The organism is Streptomyces sp. NPDC086147, assembly GCF_040702165.1.
Lineage (GTDB): Bacteria > Actinomycetota > Actinomycetes > Streptomycetales > Streptomycetaceae > Streptomyces.
In genome coordinates, this window is sequence record NZ_JBFBJO010000005.1 from 248586 (window position 1) to 268296 (window position 19711).

The following is a 19711-nucleotide window of genomic DNA, read 5'->3' on the forward strand; positions in this document are numbered from 1 at the left end:
ACGCTTCATCCCGCGCTCCTCCGAACCCTCCGAGGTGGTCACCGTGCTGGACATCGGCCGTCTGCGGGCCCTGCACGCCGTCTCCGTCCACAAGACGGTGGGCGCCGCGGCCGAGGCCCTGGGGTACACCCCGTCCGCGATCTCCCAGCAGATCACCAAGCTGGAGCGGGAGACCGGCACCACCCTGCTCGAACGGCAGGGCCGGGGCATCCGGCTCACCGACGAGGCCCACCAGCTCGCCGCCACGACGAGCCGGCTCCTCGCCCTGATGGAGGAGGCGGAGGTACGTCTGGAGGAGCGGCGCGGCAAGCCCTCCGGGCGGCTCACGATCGGCTGCTTCCCGAGCGCGGCGCGCGGTCTGATGCCCCGGGCGCTCGCGGAGCTGGCCCGGCGCCACCCCGACGTGGACGTCCGGCTCTCGGAGGTGGACACGCACCTGTCGGTCGACCTGGTGGCCCGGGGCGTGATCGACCTGGCCGTGGCGCACGACTGGGACATCGCGCCGCTGCCGGCCCCGCCCGGGGTCGAACAGGCGGTCGTCGGCGACGACCTGTGCGACATCCTCGTCCCCCGGGACCATCCGCTGGCGACGCGGGAATCGGTGCGGCGGGAGGAGCTGGCGGGCGAGCGGTGGATCTCTCAGCCGCCGGGCTCGGTCTGCCACGACTGGCTGGTACGGACGCTGCGGGCGACCGGGTACGAGCCGCTGATCGTCCATCAGGCGGGCGAGAACCACACGCAGGTGGCGCTCGTGGCGGCCGGCCAGGGCATCGCCCTGGTCCCCCGCCTGGGACGCGGGGCGCTGCCGCCGGAGGTGACGCCGATCCGCCTGGACCCGATGCCGAAGCGCCGCCTGCACGCCATGTGGCGTACGGGCGCGGCCCGCCGCCCGGCGATCCGCGAGACGGTGAGCACCCTCCAGGAACTCTGGCCGTCCATAGCGTCCCGGGCCTGACGGGCCCGACGCCGGGCGATCCCGTACGCCCCCGCACGGACCCGCCCCGGGCAGCACCCCGCGAACCCCCACCGAGCAGTCGCCCCACAAGCCCGCCGCCAGGCGATCCCCCACGGCCCCGCCCCGGGCAGCACCCTCACCGAACGGTCACCCCACGGCCCGCCGCCGGGCGACCCCGCACCCCCTCCACTCAGGCCCGCCGCCAGGCGATTCCCGCGCGGGTCCTTGACCTGGCAGTTACTTTCCGGCTATCCGTGTCCCCTTGGAAGTTTCCTTCACCCCCGCACGGCCGGAAGGAGCATCAGTGCACCACCGCGCCCCCGCACCCCCCTCCGCCCCCGCTCCCGTCCCCTCCCCCGCACCCTCCCGACGCACCCTCCTCGCGGTCACCGCCGCCGCCGCGGTCGCCGCCGTCACCGGGACGGGCACCCCCGCCCTGGCCGCGCCCGAGCGGTACGACGACCGGAGGCTCCGGCGGATCGTCGACCGGATGTCCCTGGAGGAGAAGGTCGGCCAGCTCTTCGTGATGCGGGTGTACGGGCACTCCGCGACCGATCCGGACCCGGCCGACGCCGACGCCAACCTCGCCGAGATCGGCGTCCGCACGGCCGCCGAGCTGATCGCGCGCTACCACGTCGGCGGGATCATCTACTTCTCCTGGGCCCACAACACCCGCGACCCGCAGCAGATCGCCGACCTCTCCAACGGCATCCAGCGGGCCGCCCTCGCCCAGCCCGTCCCGGTCCCGGTGCTCGTCTCCACCGACCAGGAGCACGGGATCGTCTGCCGGGTGGGCGAGCCCGCCACCCTGCTGCCCGGCGCGATGGCGCTCGGCGCCGGCCGCTCGCACGCCGACGCCCGCCGGGCCGCGCGGATCGCGGGCGCCGAACTCGCCGCGATGGGCGTCCGGCAGAACTACGCCCCGGTCGCCGACGTGAACGTCAACCCGGCCAACCCGGTCATCGGCGTCCGCTCCTTCGGCTCCGACCCGCGCGCGGTCGCCGGACTCGTCACCGCCCAGGTCGAGGGCTACCAGCGGGCCGGGGTCGCGGCCACCTCCAAGCACTTCCCGGGCCACGGCGACACCGCCGTGGACAGCCACTACGGCCTGCCGACCATCACCCACACCCGGGAGCAGTGGGAGGAGCTGGACGCCCCGCCGTTCCGCGCCGCGATCGCCGCCGGGATCGACTCGATCATGACCGCCCACATCGTGGTTCCCGCGCTCGACCCGAGCGAGGACCCGGCGACCCTCTCCCGGCCCATCCTCACCGGCATCCTGCGCGAACGGCTCGGCTACGACGGCGTGGTGGTCACCGACGCGCTCGGCATGGAGGGCGTGCGCACCAAGTACGGCGACGAGCGCGTCCCGGTCCTCGCGCTCAAGGCGGGGGTGGACCAGCTCCTCAACCCGCCGAAGCTCGACGTCGCCTGGAACGCGGTCCTGACCGCGGTCCGCACCGGCGAGCTGACCGAGGCCCGGCTCGACGAATCGATTCTGCGCATCCTGCGCCTGAAGGCGAAGCTGGGCCTGTTCCAGCAGGCGTACGTGACCCGGACGGGCGTCGAGCGGGTGGTCGGCACGAAGGCCCACCTCGCGCAGGCCGACCGGATCGCCGAGGCGACCACCACCCTGCTCCTCAACGAGGGCGGCCTGCTGCCGCTGCGCCCCGCGCGCCACCGCTCGGTCCTGGTCGTCGGCGCCGACCCGGCCTCGCCGTCCGGCACCACCGGGCCGCCCACCACGACCCTGGCGACCGCCCTGCGGGAGCTGGGGTTCACCGCGACGGCGCTCTCCACCGGGACGGCCCCGACCACCGCGAGGATCGACGAGGCGGTGGCGGCGGCGGCCGGCAGGGACGTGGTGGTCGTGGGCACGTACAACGTCACCGCGACCAGCACCCAGCGCACCCTGGTGGCGCGGCTCGCGGCGACCGGGGTGCCCGTCGTGACGGTCGCGATCCGCAACCCGTACGACGTCGCGCACCTGACGGGCCAGCGGGCGACGCTCGCCGCGTACTCCTGGACCGACGTCGAACTCCGGGCCGCCGTCCGGGTGCTGGCCGGGCGGGCGAGGCCGGTGGGCCGGCTCCCGGTGTCGGTGCAGAGCGCGGACGACCCGGCCCGGGTGCTGTATCCGGTCGGGTACGGCCTCTCGTACCGCTAGGGGACGAAAAAAGGGGGGCGCACCCGGCCGGGTGCGCCCCCTCCTCACGTCACCGGAGGTTACGGCCGCAGGCCGTGCTCCCGCGTCGCCTCCTCGTCGACCGCCCGGTCGAGACGGGCGTCGAAGCGGGCCAGCGGCTGCGCCGCCCGCTCGGCCGGGGCGGGGACACCGGCCCAGGCGAGGATGCGGGCGGTGGCCTTCGCGCGCTCGGCCTCGACCAGGCCCTCCACGTTCGCGCCGTGGTTGGCGCCCGGGGCCACGTACACGTAGCTGTCGCGCGCGCCCTTGCCCAGGCGGAACTTCTCGGAGCCCCACGGGTCGTTGCCGCCGTAGACGAAGAGCATCCGGCGGGCGTTGTTGCGGACCCAGGAGTCCACGTCCTTCATGGCGCGCGGGTCGAACTTCATCGGGATCTCGCGCGGCACGAAGTTGCGGGCGGGCTGGTAGCCGTAGCGGCTCAGGCCCTTGAGGTGCGGCTGCTTGATGAAGGGCGCGCCGAGCTGGGTCGCCGCCTGGTAGTAGTACGGCGTGTACGTCTCCAGGCCCTGGTCGGTGTAGGCGGACCAGCCGGAGTAGGCGTCGATCGTGTCGTACACCTCGTCGTCGGTCGCGGTCTTCGCCACCGGGATCTGGTCGCAGACGTCCTGGCCGTAGTACTGCCAGAAGCCCCACACGAAGTCGAGGACGACGGCCTCGTAGGCCTTGTCGAGCGTGCCGACGGTGTTGAAGGTGGCGCCCTGCGCCTCGGCCCACGCCTTGTACTTGGCCTGGAGCGGCGCGCGCCGGACGAGCGCCTCGCGCTGGAGGTCGTTCAGGCGGTCGCGGCACTCCTTGGTGCCGACGGTCGCGAAGAAGCGGTCGTAGGCCGAGTCCTCGTCGTTGACCACGTCGTTCGGCGCGACGTAGGCGACGACGCCGTCCATGTCGCGCGGGTAGAAGCGCTCGTAGTAGGTGGCGGTCATGCCGCCCTTGGAGGCGCCGGTGGAGAGCCACTTCTTGCCGTAGATCTTCTTCAGGGCGGTGAAGATCCGGTGCTGGTCGCTGGCGGCCTGCCAGATGTTCAGCTTCGACCAGTCGGCCGGCTGGGGCCGGGACGGGGTGAAGAAGCGGTACTCCATGGAGATCTGGTTGCCGTCGACGATCCGGGTCGGCTCGGCCCGGCTCGGCGTGGTGCTCAGGTTGTATCCGCTGGTGCGGAAGACGGTGGGGCGGTCGGTATCCTTGTGGAGGACCGAGATCCGCTGCTGGAACGTGCCCTTCCACGGGCGCGCGTGGTCGATCGGCTGTTCGTAGTTCAGGACGAAGAAGCGGTAGCCGGCGTACGGCTTCTCCTCGATCAGGGTCATTCCCGGGATCGCCAGGATGCGGTCCTTGATGTCCTTGGCGGCGGCCTGGTCGGCGGCCCCGCCCCGCGAGTCGGCGACGGACGCGGTGTCGGTGTCCGTGTCCGCGGCGGTGGCCACGCCGGTGGAGCCCACGGTGCCTATCAGCACCGAGAGCGACAGCAGCAGCCTGAGCGACGTGCGCATGCACCCTCCCCATGATTCACAACGGTGTCGCGAACCTAGCGGGGGCAACGTGTGGACCGCCAGACCCAGTTGGTCCTTACTCGTGAACTTTCCTGTGCTTCAGCACAGGATCCACCCCGTGGAGGTCCCCCGGCCGGCCACCGAACCCGCCGCCCGGACGCAGCGGTTGAGGGCGTGCACGGTGAGGGTCCCGGTCTGCCGGTCGAACCGACCGGACCTGACGGCGGGCCGGCCGCCGCGCGGCTGGATCGAGACGGACATGGGCCGGCGGGGCCCCGAGGCCCTGGCGACGGTGAGGGCGCAGACGTACTGCCGGGTCCGGTAGAGGCGCAGCTCCCCGGTGGGGAAGGCGATCGTCCGGGTGGGCCGCCCCTGACACGCGGAGACGGCGTCGGCGGTGCCGGCCCCGGGGCCGGCGGGGAAGGGCAGCAGGAGCAGCGCGAGGGCGGTGAGCAGCGGTACGAGGACACGGGCGGGCGTCCGCCGCCCGCGCCGTGCGGCCGGCGTGTCGTCCGTGGCCATGCGTTCCCCTCCCGGGCGTAGCTCCGCACTGGTGTACGGGACTACGACGCACCGACCCCTCGAACGGTTGCCTGCGGTACGCCTCAGGCCTCGATCCGCGCCGGCTCCGCCTCCCCGACGAAGGTGCTCCAGAGCTTCGCGTACCGGCCGCCCAGGGCGAGGAGTTCGTCGTGGGTGCCGTCCTCCGCGACCCGGCCGTGGTCCATGACGACCACCCGGTCGGCGCGGGCGGCCGTGGTCAGGCGGTGGGCGACGACGAGGGTGGTGCGGCGGCCCGCGACGCGGTCGGTGGCCTGGTTGACCTGGGCCTCGGTCGCCAGGTCCAGGGCCGCCGTCGCCTCGTCCAGGAGCAGGACGTCCGGGTCGACGAGTTCGGCGCGGGCCAGGGCGACGAGCTGGCGCTGCCCGGCGGAGAGGTTCCGGCCGCGCTCGGCCACCTCGTGGAGGTAGCCGCCGTCGAGCGTGGCGATCATCTCGTGGGCGCCGACCGCGCGGGCCGCCGCCTCCACCTCGGCGTCGGTCGCCTCCGGCCGCCCGTAGGCGATGGCGTCGCGGACCGTCCCGGCGAAGAGGTACGCCTCCTGGGGGACGACCCCGAGCCGGTGCCGGTACGCGGTGAGGTCGAGGTCCCGCAGGTCGGTGCCGTCGGCGGTGACCCGGCCGGCCGTGGGGTCGTAGAACCGCGCGACCAGCTTGACCAGGGTGGACTTCCCGGCGCCGGTCTCGCCGACGAAGGCGACGGTCTGCCCGGCGGGGATCCGCAGGTCGACCCCGGTCAGCGCCTCTTCCTCGTCCCCGTACGCGAAGGAGACGTCCTCGAAGGCGATCTCGCCGCGCAGCGAGAGCACGTCCAGGGGCGCGTCGGCGGCGGCCGTCGACGTCGGCTCCTGGAGCAGTTCCTGCATCCGCTTCAGGGAGACGGCGGCCTGCTGGTAGCCGTCGAAGACCTGCGAGAGCTGCTGCACGGGCGCGAAGAACAGGTCGATGTAGAGGAGGTAGGCGACGAGGGCGCCGGTGGTGAGCGTGCCGGCCTCGATGCGGTTCGCGCCGACGACCAGGACGGCCGCGGCGGCGGCCGAGGACAGCAGGGTGACGAACGGGAAGTAGATCGAGATCAGCCACTGGCCCCGGACGCGGGCCTCGCGGTAGGAGTCGCTGCGCTCCGCGAACCGCTCGGCGCCGGAGCGCTCGCGGCGGAAGGCCTGCACGATCCGCAGCCCGGCCACCGACTCCTGGAGGTCGGCGTTGACGACGCTGATCCGCTCGCGCGCCAGCTCGTACGCCTTCACGCTGGAGCGCCGGAAGAAGTACGTGGCCACGGCGAGGACCGGCAGGGTCGCGAAGACCACCAGGGCGAGCTGGAGGTCGAGCACGAGCAGCGCGACCATGATCCCGAAGAAGGTCACGACGGAGACGAAGGCGGTGACCAGGCCCGTCTGGAGGAAGGTGGACAGGGCGTCCACGTCCGTGGTCATCCGGGTCATGATCCGGCCGGTCAGCTCGCGCTCGTAGTAGTCCAGGCCGAGCCGCTGGAGCTGGGCGAAGATCTTCAGGCGCAGGGCGTAGAGGACCCGCTCGCCGGTGCGGCCGGTCATCCGGGTCTCGGCGGTCTGCGCGACCCACTGGACGAGCACGGTGACCAGGGCGAGCGCGGAGGCCGCCCAGACGGCGCCGATCGCGAGCCGGTTCACGCCCTCGTCGATGCCGTGCCGGATCAGGACGGGCAGCAGCAGGCCGGTGCCGGCGTCGAGGGCGACCAGGCCGAGGCTGATGAGCAGGGGGATCCCGAAGCCCCGGAGCAGCCGGCGCAGGCCGTAGGCGTCCTCGGGGGCCACGGCCCGCGCCTCGTCGACGTCCGGGACGTCGGTGGCGGGCGGCAGGGCCGCGACGGCGGCGAGCAGCTCGGGAGTGGCCCCGGGCACGGCGCTCTCCCGGCCGGCGGCCCCGTCCCGTACCCACAGGGTGGGGGTGATGCCCCGCTCGGCGTCGAACTCGGCGTCCAGCTCGTCCCGCAGCGCGCGGTCCTCGGCCGGGGCCGGCGGGGTGACGTGGCCGGGCGAGACGGCGCCCAGCTCCTCGGGGTCGGTGAGCAGGCGGCGGAAGAGCGGGGAGCGCTCCTCCAGCTCGGCCTGGGTGCCGATGTCGGCGAGGCGCCCGCCGTCGAGGACGGCGATGCGGTCGGCGAGGTTGAGGGTGGAGCGGCGGTGGGCGATGAGCAGGGTCGTACGGCCCGCCATCACCGACTTCAGGGCCTCGTGGATCTCGTGCTCGACCCGGGCGTCCACGGCGGAGGTGGCGTCGTCGAGGAGCAGCAGCCGGGGGTCGGCGAGGATCGCGCGGGCGAGCGCGACGCGCTGGCGCTGGCCGCCGGAGAGGGTCAGGCCGTGCTCGCCGACCTTGGTGGCGTACCCCTGGGGCAGCTCGTCGATGAACCGGTCGGCCTGGGCGGCGCGGGCGGCGGCCTCGATCTGCTCGTCGGTGGCGTCGGGGGCGCCGTACGCGATGTTGGCGCGGACCGTGTCGGAGAAGAGGAAGGAGTCCTCGGGGACCAGGCCGACGGCGGCGCGCAGCGAGTCGAGGGTGAGCTCGCGGACGTCGTGGCCGCCGACGAGGACGGCGCCCCGGGAGACGTCGTAGAAGCGGGGCAGCAGGAGCGAGACGGTCGACTTGCCGGAGCCGGAGGCGCCGACGACGGCGACGGTCTCGCCGGGCCGGATCTCCAGGGAGAACCCGTCGAGCACGGGCCGCCCGTCCTCGTAGGCGAAGGTGACGTCGTCGAACTCGACGGTGGCGGGGGCGTCGGCCGGCAGCTCCTTGGTGCCGTCCCGCACCACCGGCTCGGTGTCGATCAGGTCGAGGACGCGCTCGACGCCGGCGCGGGCCTGCTGGCCGACGGTGAGGACCATGGCGAGCATGCGGACCGGGCCGACGAGGGAGGCCAGGTAGGAGGAGAAGGCGACGAAGGTGCCGAGGGTGATCTGGCCCTTGTAGGCGAGCCAGCCGCCGAGGGCGAGGACGGCGACCTGGCCGAGGGCGGGCACGGCCTGGAGGGCGGGGGTGTACCTGGAGTTCAGCCGGACCGTCCGCAGCCGGCCGGCGAAGAGCCTCCGCCCGGCCTCGCGGATCTTGCCGGTCTCCTGGTCCTCCTGCCCGAAGCCCTTGACGACCCGGACGCCGGACACGGCCCCGTCGACGACCCCGGCGACCAGGGCGGCCTGCTGCTGGGCGTGCCAGGTGGCGGGGTGGAGGCGGGTGCGGCTGCGCCGGGCGATGTACCAGAGGGCGGGGGCGACGGCGAGGGCGACGAGGGTGAGCGGCGGGGAGAGCCAGGCCATGACGCCCAGCGAGATCAGGAAGAGCAGGACGTTCCCGACGGTCATCGGGAGCATGAAGAGCAGGCTCTGGATGAGCTGGAGGTCGGTGGTGGCCCGCCCGACGACCTGCCCGGTGGACAGCTCGTCCTGCCGCCGCCCGTCGAGCCGGGTGATCGTGCCGTACATGTCGGTGCGCAGGTCGTGCTGCACGTCGAGCGCCAGGCGCCCGCCGTAGTAGCGGCGCACGTAGGTGAGGGCGTAGACGAGGACGGCGGCCCCGATCAGGAGCCCGGTCCAGGTGGCGAGGTCCCGGGTCTTCGTCCCGATGACGTCGTCGATGATCACCTTGGTGAAGAGCGGCACGAGGGCGAGGACGCCCATGCCGACGAGGGACGACCCGAGCGCCAGGAGCGTGTTCGCCCGGTACCGCCAGGCGTACCCGGCGAGCCTGCGCGCCCAGCCCTGCTGTTTCTCCCCGACCGCCGCCACGTGTGGCCTCCCGTTCCGTCCTGCCCTACCGGAAGGCCCAACGCGGCCGACGTGGGATTTCATCCCGCCGCAACAAAGATCGGACCGCGGACGGAGGGGGACTCGGTCCCTGGTCCCGGGCCGTCCGGGCGAACGGGTCGCGGCGGCGCGGGTGGGGAAGCCCGGAGCCGCCGCTCCCGTGAGGCGCACCGGGCCGGAAGGGGCACCGGGGCGCCTCACAGGTGCGTCGGCTCGAACATCCGCAGCAGGGCCGGGAGGACGACCACCGAGGGGCCCGGGGTCGCGAGGGACTTCGCGAGGTCGGCCGCCAGGGTGTCGGGGGTGGTGAGGACGCCGGGGACGCCGAAGGACTCGGCGAGGGCGACGAAGTCCGGGCGGGTCAGCTCGGTGCCGGTGGCCTCGCCGTACGCGTCGGTCATGTACTCGCGCAGGATGCCGTAGCCCCCGTCGTCCACGATCAGCCACGTCACGTCGAGGCCGTACTGCTTCGCCGTGGCCAGCTCCGCGAGCGAGTACATCGCGCCGCCGTCGCCGGAGACCGCCAGGACCGGCTGGGAGGGGTCCGCGACGGCCGCGCCGAGGGCGGCGGGGAAGGCGTAGCCGAGGCCGCCGGCGCCCTGCGCGGAGTGCATGGTGTTCGGGTGCCGGGCGTCGAAGGCCGACCAGGCCCAGTACGCGAGGATCGTCATGTCCCAGAAGCTCGGGGCCCGGGCCGGGAGCGCCTCGCGCACGGCGGCGACGACCCGCTGCTCCGTGTCGAGGTCCTGGGCGGCGATCCGGTCCCGGACCCGGCCGAGGACGGCCGCGACCCGCTCGGGGGCGGTCGGGTCGGTGCGCTCCCCGACCGTCTCCAGGATCGCCTGGAGCGCGAGCCGCGCGTCGGCGTGGATGCCGAGCGCCGGGTGGTTGGACTCCAGCTTCCCCGCGTCCGCCTCGATCTGGATCACCCGGCCGCGCGGGGCGAAGGTGTGGTAGTTCGAGGACAGCTCGCCGAGCCCGGAGCCGACGACGAGGAGGACGTCGGCGTCCTCCAGGAAGTCGGTGGTGTGCCGGTCCTCCAGCCAGGACTGGAGGGACAGCGGGTGCTTCCAGGGGAAGGCGCCCTTGCCGCCGAAGGTGGTGACCACGGGCGCGTCGATCCGCTCGGCCAGGGCCCGCAGCTTCCCGGACGCGTCGGAGCGGACGACCCCGCCGCCCGCGACGATCACGGGCCGCTCGGCGTGCGCGAGCAGATGGGCCGCCACCGCCGTCAGCTCGGGGCGCGGCACGACCTCCTCGGGGGTCGCGTCCATCGCGGTGACCACCGGCAGCGTCGTCTCCGCCGTGAGCACGTCCTGCGGGATCTCCACCCAGACGGGCCCGTGCGGGGCGGTCAGCGCCGACTCCCAGGCGGCGGCGATCGCGGAGGGGATCTGGGACGGCGTGCGGGCCGTGTGGACGGACTTCACGACGTCCCGGAAGGAGGCCTGCTGGTCGCGCAGCTCGTGCAGGTAGCCGTGCCGGCCGCCGCCGAGCCCGGCCGCCGGGACCTGGCTGCCGATCGCGACGACCGGGGCCGAGGCGGCGGCCGCCTCCTGGAGCGCGGCGAGCGACAGGAGCGCGCCGGGCCCGGTGGAGAGCAGCAGCGGGGCCGCCTCGCCGGTGATCCGGCCGTACGCGTCGGCGGCGAAGCCCGCGTTGTTCTCGACGCGCAGGCCCACGTACCGCAGCGGCGAGCGGCGCAGCGCGTCGAACATGCCGAGCGCGTGCTGCCCCGGGATCCCGAAGACGGTGGTCGCGCCGAGCCCGGAGAGGGTCTCGACGACGAGGTCCCCGCCGGTCCGCCCCGGCGGCGGGTTCAGGGCCGCCTCGATCTGGGCGGGCGTGGGGCGCAGGACCAGGTCGTGGTCGTGGGTCATGGCGGGTCCCTCGGGGCGGTGGCGGAGTCGGTCGGGGCGCGGCCGGGAGCGGCCGCGCCCGACGGTCACCAGTGTCGCGCGGGGCGGGAGGTCCCCGCTCCGGCGGCTACTTCGCCGCGCGGCCCGCCGCGATCTGGCGGGACATGATCGTCGTCAGCTCGTACGCCGTGTGGGAGGCGGCGACGGCGGTGATCTCGGCGTGGTCGTAGGCCGGGGCGACCTCGACGACGTCGGCGGAGACCAGGTTGCAGGAGGACAGGCCGCGCAGGATCTCCAGGAGCTCGCGGGAGGTCATGCCGCCCGCCTCGGGGGTGCCGGTGCCGGGCGCGTGGGCCGGGTCGAGGCAGTCGATGTCGATGGAGATGTACAGCGGGCGGTTCCCGATGCGCTGGCGGAGCTGGTCGGCGACCTCGTCGGCGCCGCGCCGGTAGACGTCGGCGGAGGTGACGATGCCGAAGCCCATCTTCTCGTCGTCGGTCAGGTCCTGCTTGCCGTACAGCGGGCCGCGCGTGCCGACGTGCGACAGCGCCTCGGTGTCGAGGATGCCCTCCTCGACGGCCCGGCGGAACGGGGTGCCGTGGGTGTACTCGGCGCCGAAGTAGGTGTCCCAGGTGTCGAGGTGCGCGTCGAAGTGGAGCAGGGCGACCGGGCCGTGCTTCTTGGCGACCGAGCGGAGCAGCGGCAGCGCGATGGTGTGGTCGCCGCCGAGGGTCATCATGCGGGCGCCGGTGCCGAGGAGGTCGTCGGCGGCGGCCTCGACGGTCTCGACGGCCTCGTTGATGTTGAACGGGTTGGCGGCGATGTCACCGGCGTCCGCGACCTGCGCGAGGGCGAACGGGGAGGCGTCCTGCGCCGGGTTGTACGGACGGAGCAGGCGGGAGGCCTCGCGGATGGCGTTGCCGCCGAAGCGGGCGCCGGGGCGGTAGGAGACGCCGCTGTCGAAGGGGACGCCGACCACGGCGACGTCGGCGGTGCCGACCTCGTCGAGCCGCGGCAGCCGGGCGAACGTCGCGGGACCGGCGTACCGCGGGACGCGGGACGAGTCGATCGGGCCGCGGAAGGCGTTCTGGTCGCTGCTGCTCATGGTCGGGTCCTCCGGGGGGCGAGGGGGGTGCGGTCCGGCTCGGTTCTCCGGCGCGGTTCTCCGGCACGACGGTAGACGCCGGGAAAGCGGCGCAGAAGTGTACGTTCCCTCCACTCTACGAGCCGATGATGTACGAAGGGTCCATGACGACGAGCCCCGCGCCCCCCGCCTCCACTCCCCCGGCCCCGCCGGTCTCGCTGGCCGCGCTGCTCGCCCGCCGGGACCTGGGCCTGCGGCTGCTCGCCGGACCCGGGAACGTACCGCTGCACTGGGTGCACACCTCGGAGATGGCCGACCCGTACCCGTACCTGCTCGGCGGCGAGCTCCTGATGACGGCGGGCGTGCAGCTCGCCGATCCGGCGCGGTACGTGGAGCGGGTGGTGGAGGCGGGGGCGGCGGCGCTCGCGTTCGGGGTGACGCCGGTGTACGACACGGTCCCGGCGGAGCTGGTCGAGGCCTGCGCGCGCCGGGGCCTCCCGCTCCTGGAGGTGCCGCCGAGGACCCCGTTCACGGCGGTGGCGCGGGCGGTGTGGCGGCTGATGGCGGAGGCGCGGCTGCACGAGCTGCGCCGGGTGACGGAGGCCCAGCGGTCCCTGGCGACGGCTGCGGCGCGCCCGGCCCCGGTCCCGGCGGTCCTCGGCGCGCTCGCCGCCCGGCTCGGCGGCCGGGCGGTCCTCCTCGCCCCGGACGGCACGGAGTCGGCGGCGGCCGGCCGGGAGGTCCCGGCGGAGGCGTCCCGGGCGCTGCGGGAACTGGCGGGGGTGCTGGGCCCGCGCCCCGGCGGCCCGGCGTCGGCGGGCGGAGAAGGCGGAGGCCCGCGCCCCGGTGGCCCGGCCTCCGCGAGCGGCGAGAGCGGAGGCCTGCGCCTCGCCGCGTACGCCCTGGGCGGCGGCGACGGTCTGACCCTGGGGGTGGCGACGGACCGGCGGGACCCCGGCGACCACACGATCACGGGCGTCGCGGTGGTCCTGCTCTCGCTCCTGACGGCCCCGCACCGGGGCGCGGACGCGGCGGCCCGGGACGGGGCCCTGGTCCGGCTGCTCCTGGGCGCCTCCCCGGCGGAGGCGGCGTCCGCCCTGGACCCGGGCCCGTGGACGGTGGTCCACGCGCGGGGCGGCGACGGCACCCCGTTCGCGACGGCGGACCTGGCGGCGGCGCTGGGGACGGCGCTGGTGGCCTCCGGCACCGGGGCGGAGGCCCTTGGGGAGGCAGGAGCGGCCCGTGTCTCCGGGGCGGCCCCCGCCTCCGTACGACTCCTTCTGCCCGCGTCTTTCGCCGTCACCGCTCGACCGGGCTGGTTTCTCGGCGTCTCCGCCCCGGCCGCGGCGGCGGACCTCCCCGCCGCCGACCGGCAGGCGGCGCGGGCGCTGCGCCGGGCGGAGGCCACCCGGTCGGCGCTCGTGCGCCACCGCCCGGGCGGCCTCGCGTCCCTCGTGGACCCGGACGAGGCCGCCGCCCACGCCCGGACCCTCCTGGCCCCCCTGAACGAACCGCTGAGGGAGACCCTGCGCGCCTGGCTCTCCCTGCACGGCAGCTGGGACCGGACGGCGGTGGCCCTGGACGTCCACCGCAACACCGTCCGCCAGCGCGTCACCCGCTGCGCGACGCTCCTCGAACGGGACCTGGACGACCCGGACGTACGGATGGAGCTGTGGTTCGCGCTCTCCTGACGGCCGGCGCTACTCGGGGTGCCCGGCCCGGACGGCCGCCGCCGCGAGCCGCGCACCTCGGCTGCGCGCGACCCGGTGCACCTCGCGCAGGGACTCCGCCAGGCGGGCGACGACGTAACGGAGCTGCTCGGGGGTCGCCGAACGGTCGCCCAACAGGTCGTCGACGTGCCCGAGGAGATCGGCGGCCATGCCGAGCTGCACGCTCTCGATGTCGTCGGCGACGCGGGACACGTACCCCTCACCGTCGCCGACGAGGTAGCAGGGCTTGCCCTCGGGCCCGGCCCAGGGGAGCAGCCGGGCGCCTTCCGTGGAGTGCCGCGTCACACCGTCACCTCCTGTCCGTGGACGACGCGGGGGTCGATGTCGACGCCGTGCACGGCGATCCAGAGCGCACGGGGACGGCTCCGCCGGAGACGGGCCCCGGCCTGGCGGCTCTCGTGGGCGAGGAGGTAGGGCCGGATGAGCGGGGTGTCCTCTCCCCGGAAGTACTACTCCGGAACGCGGAGGGGAACGGGGTCGGGCTCGGGCACGTCCCGCACGAGGACGAGGGCGGGAACGTCTCGTACGAGGGCGGGCACGTCGCGTACGGCGACGGCGCAGGCGCACGGCGGATGCCGGTGTTCGGGCGGTGGAGGCCACAGGAGCCGCAGCAGCGGGGTGAGCATCCGGGCGATAGAGTGCAACACGTCTTCGACTCCTGTGGGTTGAGGGCCACGCCCCCGGACCGCCACATCGGTCGCGGGGGTCTCGCGTACTCGGCTGCGCCAGGCCTGCCGGCCCGACGAGATCTCGCTCTGTAGCGATTCCCTCACAGCGTGATACCGCCGCGGCTACCCTGAACAGGGGGTTCGAGGTGACAGAGCCTTTGTCACAAAGGAGTCGAGGATGAGCAACGTCTACGGGGAGTGGCTGAAGGCGCAGCGCGGGATCGCCGGCCTCACCCAGCAGCAGTTGGCCGACATCGCGATCATGACCCGTTCGCACATCGCCCACATCGAGGCGGGCCGCCGGATCCCGTCCCAGGAGGACGCGCGGCGGCTGGACAGGGCGCTGGGCACGGGCAACGTCCTACAGAGCTTCCTGCCGCAGCAGGACGTGGCGGTCGCGGACTACTTCGAGACGGCGCTGGAGCTCGAACAACAGGCGACGGTAATCCAGGAGTTCGCACTGTCCCTTGTGCCCGGCATCCTCCAGACCGAGAGGTACGCCCGTGCTGTTCTGCGGCCGAGTGTCACCCCTCGGAGTGAACAGGAAGGTGACAAGCTCCTTGTCACACGGCTGAAGCGGGCGAAAATCCTCTCCGACCCCGCCACTCCGTTATTCTGCGTCCTCCTGGACGAGGCGGTGCTGCGTCGCCACGTCGGGAGCCCGGAGATCATGGCGGAACAACTGGCCCATGTCATCGGCTTGGCGGAGCGCGAGCGGGTTCGCGTACACGTCCTCCCCTTCGGGGTGGGCTATCACCCGCTGCTCCAGGGGATGTTGTCGCTGATGATGTTCGACGACCAGCCGCCGGTCGCCTACGGCGAGGGCGTGCTCATGGGCAGGCTGCACGATTCGCCCGCTCTGGTCGAGACCTTGCAGCGCACCTACACTCTCGCCTTGGGCGACGCGCTCCCCCGCAAGGAATCACTCGCTCTCCTAAGGGCGACGGCAAAGGACTACGGGCACCATGACTGACCGCACCATCCCCAACGCAGCTGCGCTGAGCGGCTGGCGCAAGTCGTCACACAGCAGTGGGGACGGCGGCAGTTGCGTGGAGGTCCTGGACGGCCACCCGTCAGGCGTCCCGGTCCGCGACTCCAAGACCCCCCACGGTCCCGCACTGGTCTTCGCATCCGGCGCTTGGTCATCGTTCGTGACAGCCGTGAAGTCGGACAGACACTGAGGCGTCCTCAACGGTGACCACTTCCGGGTCCCGATGAGGACGAGGTCGGCGTGGGCGATGTCGTCGATGTCTTCGCACGGGTGGCGGTAGCCCTTGGCCCGGGTGGCCGCACCCGCTCACCGGTGAGCCGCCGATCGCCCCGAGCCCCGCAGAGATCAGTAGGCGGTGATGCCGAGCCCCTCTTCGACGAACTCGTATACGTCCGTGTACGGGTCCCGCAGGTCCTTGGCCTTGTGGGCGGGGTGCTGGGCGTTGATCTCCTGGGCCCGCTTCTTCGCGAGGGCGAAACTGCCCTTCGGGATCTGCTCGGGCAGGACGCTCTTGATGTTCTCGGCGTCGTTCGCGAAGGGGAGGAGCTTCACCGCCTCCCCGCAGACGCCGCCGAAGGTGCTCTGAACCGGCTTGTGGTGGAGCAGCCGCCAGAGCTCGAAGCAGGGGTGTGAGAAGGCGATCCGCACGCCCGCCTCCTTCGCCAGCTTGAAGGCGTCCGGGATCTGCTCGTGCTGGTCCCTGTCGAAGAGGCACCAGACCTCGGGCCAGAACTTCTCCGCCAGCTTCGCCTTCTTCGCGGCCCGTGTCTCCTCGCGCATCAGCCGCGCCGCCGCGTCGACCAGAGTGATGGGCTTGCGCTGCGACCCGGGCACGGTCGCGTTGGCGATCCGGACCTCGATGCCGTTCGCACCGGCCCGGCCGCGCACGATCTCGATGTACTGGGGCTCGGTCACCCGGCCCTCGGTGAAGACGTGGACGATCTTGTTCCGCCGCTGCCCCTTGCTCGCGGGCCCCAGCGAGTCCTTCCCCCTCGTACGCGCCATCAGCTGCCGCTCCGCTCCGCCTCGTACTCACGTTCCCGCTCGTTCGCCGCCAGCAGCCGCCGCGCGATCTGCCCCTCCAGCAAAGCGGGAACGGCTCCGAACGCCCCGGCCAGATAGGACTTCATCAGGTCCTCTTCCTCCCCGGGGGAGGCCGCGGTCAGCGGGTAGAGCTGGGTCGCCCCGTCATCGTCCTTCTCGGTGAGCCACACCTGCGCGGGCTCAAGGAGACGGCCCCCGCTCGGTGTGGTGAGGACGGACGGGTCGTGCGAGGTGAAGACGAGCTGCGCGCCCTTGGGATTGGCCTGGGGGTCGTGGAAGAGCCTGACGACCTCGGCCGCGAAGCGCGGGTGCAGGCTGGCGTCGAGCTCGTCGACGAGCAGGACGGCGCCTTCGTCCAGGGCCAGCAGCAGCGGGCCGAGCAGGGCGAACCACGAGCGGGTGCCGTACGACTCGTGGCGCCAGTCGAGGGAGACGTCCCCCGCGGCGGACCGGTGCGTGAGGCGCACTTCCGGGCGTCCCTTGCCCCCCTCGACCGTCTCCGCACCGGTGATGCCGAGGTCCGCGACCCGCAGCAGTTCGTTGATGCGGCGTGCCCGGGCGCCCGACAGCTGACGCGTCGTGAACGTCTCCCGTTCCTGGCGCTCGACCTCGGGGTCGATCAGCCAGAGGTTCCGACGGAACCAGTGGAACAAGGGGGTGAGCTGCGGGTGGTTGTCCGTGCCCGCCGTGGAGAGCACCAGGGCGTTCGGCCGGGTGCGCCGCTCCAGGCCGGCGCGGTCCTTCACCCGGGTGCCCGGCCAGTCGTAGACCTTGGTACGGGAGGCGTCCCGGTCCAGCCACACCTGCCGGTGACCGCGGGGGTAGCTGTGCAGCCACTCGGCCTCGATCCGCTCGGAGCCCAGCTCGAAGCCGTACGTCCAGCGGATCCCGTCGAGGACGAGGTCCACCTCGTAGAAACTCGACTCCTCGGTGCCCTTGGCGTCCAGTGCGAAGGGGACGCGGTCCGTGCCGTCGTACGAGGCCCAGCGCGCGTAGGAGTTCTGCACCGCGCTGCTCATGTCCGTCATCGCGGCGAGGACGTTCGACTTGCCCGAGGCGTTGGCGCCGAAGACGCCGATCAGGGGAAGCACGCCCACCGCGCCGCCGGGCAGGTCGACGCGCCGGGCGGCAGCGCTCGGCGCGTCCTCGGTCACGACGAAGGTCAGTTCTTGTTCGTCGCGCAGTGACCGCACATTGGCCGTGCGGAATCTCAGCAGCATGCCGGCCCCTCTCCGCCGCCAGCGTAGTAGGTGGGCACGACAGCGGCGCGCCCGGATTCGGAACGCGCCGCTGCGGAGCTGTGGTGGGCCCTTGGGAGGGCCCTCGGATCAGTGGAGCTTGTTGACGGCGGTCTTCGTCGTCGTCTTGAAGGCGGTCAGCGGGGCGTCCTCCAGGTCGCCCATCTGGCCCCAGCGGACCAGGGTGACGGTGCGGCCGTCGCGGCCGACGGAGAAGAGGTGGATGTCGGTGCTGCCGATCTGCGGGTCGGCGGTGTCCAGGCTGTAGACCCAGGCGCCCTCCTCGACGGCGACCTTGCCGTGGGAGGCGCTGACGGCCTCCAGGCCCGGGTTCTGCTGCTCCAGGAGGGGGCCGCAGCCGGCGAGGGACTTGCGGAGGGTGTCGACCAGCTTCACGGCGTCGGCCTCGGTGCGGGCGACGGTGGTGACCTGGACGCCGTTGGTGTCGAGCTCGGTGCTGAACTCGCGGTAGCGGGTGTTCTGCGCCGGGATCTTGTACGGGGCGCAGAGGACGCCGCCGTTCTCCGGGACGCCGGCGAAGATCTGGGTGGCGGTCCACGGCGTCGACGACGGCGGCATCTGGGAGGCGGCGAGGAAGGCGGGCTGGGCGGCGGCCTGCGCCGGGGCCGTGGCGAGGGCCGCGAGGCCCAGGGCGGCAGCGGCGGCGGTGACGAGTGCGGTGCGGAGCTTGTTCATGGTGGTGGATCCCCCGTCGGGTCGTTCGGTCAGTGCTCCACCAGCGTCGGGGGCGGGGCCTGCCGCCCGCAACGGTGACGCGCCCGCCCTCCGTCCCGGAACCATTCCACCCCCGCTGACGTGCAAGGACGTGAAGGGTGGGACGCGGGATCAAGGGGGATGGAATGCCGAAGGACGCCGCCGTCGAGGAGTTCGCGGGGCTCGTGCGCGCACTGAAGGCGCGGGACGGGAGGAGTTACGAGGCGTTGGGCCGGCGGCTGAGCGTCAGTGCGTCCACCCTCCACCGCTACTGCTCCGGCGCGACCGTCCCGGAGGAGTTCGCCGTGGTCGACCGGCTCGCCCTGCTGTGCGGGGCGGACGAGGAGGAGCGGCGGGCCCTGGAGGCGGCCTGGACCCGCGCGGACGGCGCCCGCCGCCCGGCGGCACCGGAACCCGGCGCGGAGCCGGAGCCGGTGTCGGAACCCGCGCCGGCCCCGGAGGCCGCGCCCGCCCCCGAGCCCACGCCCGCGCCCGAACCCGTGCACGCGCACGTGCCAGACCTCCCGCCCGCGCGGCGGGGGCGGCGGTGGGGGTGGCCGGGCCTGGTCTGCGGGGCGCTGGCGGTCGTGGGGGCGGTGACGCTCGGAGTCGTACTCCTGCCCGGGAAGGCCCGGGAGCGGGCCGTCGAACCACCGGTGCCGCTGACGTGGACGGTCGCCTCGGACCTCTGGAAGAACGGGTGCGGGCACACCTACCTCGTGGAGCGGACGCCCCCTCCCCCGCCGGAGGCGGCCGACGCGCGGAGCTGGGCGGTGGCGCAGGGGGCCGTGGACGGCGGGGAGACCCTGGTGCGGGTGTCGGTGCAGGGCAGGGGCGCGGCGGCGGTGGTGCTCCAGGCGCTGCACGTGCGGGTGGTGGAGCGGGGCGCGCCGCTGCCGTGGGCGGCGTACCGGACGGACGACGGGTGCGGCGGGGCGGTGACGCCGCGCCGCTTCGAGGTGGACCTGGACCGGCCGCGGCCGGTGGCGCGGTCGCTGGACGGATACGACGCCTCCGGGCAGGAGGGCCGGACGCTCCCGGCGGTCTCCTTCCCGTACGCGGTCAGCGCCGCCGAGCCGGAGGAGCTGCTGGTCTCGGCGGGGGCGGCGGGGTGCGACTGCCGCTGGTACCTGGAGCTGGAGTGGAGCTCGCAGGGGCGCCGGGGCACGGTCCGGATCGGGGACGAGGACGGCGCGCCCTTTCGGACGAGCGGGGCGAAGGGGCGGCCCGTGCACGGGTACGACTCCGTGGAGCGGGCCTGGATCACAGGCCAGGAGTCTGGACAGAGCGGGTGACCGATGGGTAACTTCGACTGATACAGGCTGAGCAAGCGCTTAGGCACATGCCGGAGCGTCGGAGCGACCGGCCGGACCAGGACAGGAACCGAAG

Annotated in this window: 16 protein-coding genes; 6 read left to right on the forward strand and 10 right to left on the reverse strand. The window is 73.7% G+C overall.

The genetic code is table 11. The annotated features are described in order from the left end of the window. Positions 1–43: 43 nt before the first annotated feature. A complete protein-coding gene (locus AB0398_RS14235) occupies positions 44–955 on the forward strand; it encodes a LysR substrate-binding domain-containing protein (RefSeq protein WP_366374864.1) in 912 nt (303 codons plus the stop codon). A 304-nt stretch (positions 956–1259) separates the two neighbouring features. After that, positions 1260–3122: a glycoside hydrolase family 3 protein gene (locus AB0398_RS14240; RefSeq protein WP_366374866.1), complete on the forward strand. Its 1863-nt coding sequence runs from the start codon at positions 1260–1262 to the stop codon at positions 3120–3122. A gap of 59 nt (positions 3123–3181) precedes the next feature. On the opposite strand, the gene AB0398_RS14245 is transcribed toward AB0398_RS14240, so the two are convergent. From AB0398_RS14245 to speB, 5 genes are all read right to left on the reverse strand, one after another. Beyond that, entirely contained in the window at positions 3182–4651 is a 1470-nt protein-coding gene (locus AB0398_RS14245; RefSeq protein WP_366374868.1) for an aminopeptidase, read from the reverse strand. A 99-nt stretch (positions 4652–4750) separates the two neighbouring features. Then, complete coding sequence (locus AB0398_RS14250) at positions 4751–5173, reverse strand: hypothetical protein (protein WP_366374870.1); 423 nt, start codon at positions 5171–5173, stop codon at positions 4751–4753. An 83-nt stretch (positions 5174–5256) separates the two neighbouring features. Continuing rightward, positions 5257–8976, reverse strand: a complete 3720-nt coding sequence (locus AB0398_RS14255) for an ABC transporter ATP-binding protein (RefSeq protein ID WP_366374872.1) — start codon at positions 8974–8976, stop codon at positions 5257–5259. 215 nt (positions 8977–9191) lie between these two features. Next, positions 9192–10874, reverse strand: a complete 1683-nt coding sequence (locus AB0398_RS14260; RefSeq protein ID WP_366374874.1) for a thiamine pyrophosphate-binding protein — start codon at positions 10872–10874, stop codon at positions 9192–9194. Between the two features lie 106 nt (positions 10875–10980). After that, positions 10981–11958, reverse strand: a complete 978-nt coding sequence (gene speB / locus AB0398_RS14265) for an agmatinase (protein ID WP_366374875.1) — start codon at positions 11956–11958, stop codon at positions 10981–10983. 143 nt (positions 11959–12101) lie between these two features. Between speB and AB0398_RS14270 the strand changes: the two genes are divergently transcribed. After that, the gene (locus AB0398_RS14270) at positions 12102–13628 is read left to right on the forward strand and encodes a PucR family transcriptional regulator (protein WP_366374877.1); all 1527 of its coding nucleotides are present in this window, start codon (positions 12102–12104) and stop codon (positions 13626–13628) included. A 9-nt stretch (positions 13629–13637) separates the two neighbouring features. On the opposite strand, the gene AB0398_RS14275 is transcribed toward AB0398_RS14270, so the two are convergent. Next, positions 13638–13952, reverse strand: a complete 315-nt coding sequence (locus tag AB0398_RS14275; protein ID WP_366374878.1) for a hypothetical protein — start codon at positions 13950–13952, stop codon at positions 13638–13640. Between the two features lie 164 nt (positions 13953–14116). Continuing rightward, positions 14117–14314 (reverse strand): hypothetical protein, encoded by a 198-nt coding sequence (locus AB0398_RS14280; RefSeq protein WP_366374879.1) that lies wholly within the window; start codon positions 14312–14314, stop codon positions 14117–14119. A 199-nt stretch (positions 14315–14513) separates the two neighbouring features. On the opposite strand from AB0398_RS14280, the gene AB0398_RS14285 reads away from it, so the two are divergent. Next, entirely contained in the window at positions 14514–15308 is a 795-nt protein-coding gene (locus AB0398_RS14285; RefSeq protein ID WP_366374881.1) for a helix-turn-helix transcriptional regulator, read from the forward strand. Next, the gene (locus AB0398_RS14290) at positions 15301–15516 is read left to right on the forward strand and encodes a DUF397 domain-containing protein (protein WP_366374883.1); all 216 of its coding nucleotides are present in this window, start codon (positions 15301–15303) and stop codon (positions 15514–15516) included. The genes AB0398_RS14285 and AB0398_RS14290 overlap by 8 nt, the downstream gene beginning before the upstream one ends. Positions 15517–15671: 155 nt before the next feature. Here AB0398_RS14290 and AB0398_RS14295 read toward each other — a convergent pair whose 3' ends face one another. From AB0398_RS14295 to AB0398_RS14305, 3 genes are all read right to left on the reverse strand, one after another. Beyond that, positions 15672–16331 carry an RloB family protein gene (locus tag AB0398_RS14295; RefSeq protein WP_366374885.1) on the reverse strand — a complete coding sequence of 220 codons (660 nt, stop codon included), beginning with the start codon at positions 16329–16331 and terminating at the stop codon, positions 15672–15674. After that, positions 16331–17590 carry an ATP-binding protein gene (locus AB0398_RS14300; RefSeq protein ID WP_366374886.1) on the reverse strand — a complete coding sequence of 420 codons (1260 nt, stop codon included), beginning with the start codon at positions 17588–17590 and terminating at the stop codon, positions 16331–16333. Before AB0398_RS14300 ends, AB0398_RS14295 begins: the two co-directional genes overlap by 1 nt. A 108-nt stretch (positions 17591–17698) precedes the next feature. Continuing rightward, on the reverse strand, positions 17699–18304 hold the full coding sequence (locus AB0398_RS14305) for a hypothetical protein (RefSeq protein ID WP_366374888.1): 606 nt from the start codon (positions 18302–18304) through the stop codon (positions 17699–17701). Positions 18305–18468: 164 nt separating this feature from the next. Between AB0398_RS14305 and AB0398_RS14310 the strand changes: the two genes are divergently transcribed. Then, the gene (locus tag AB0398_RS14310; RefSeq protein WP_366374890.1) at positions 18469–19617 is read left to right on the forward strand and encodes a helix-turn-helix transcriptional regulator; all 1149 of its coding nucleotides are present in this window, start codon (positions 18469–18471) and stop codon (positions 19615–19617) included. The last annotated feature ends 94 nt before the right edge of the window (positions 19618–19711 follow it).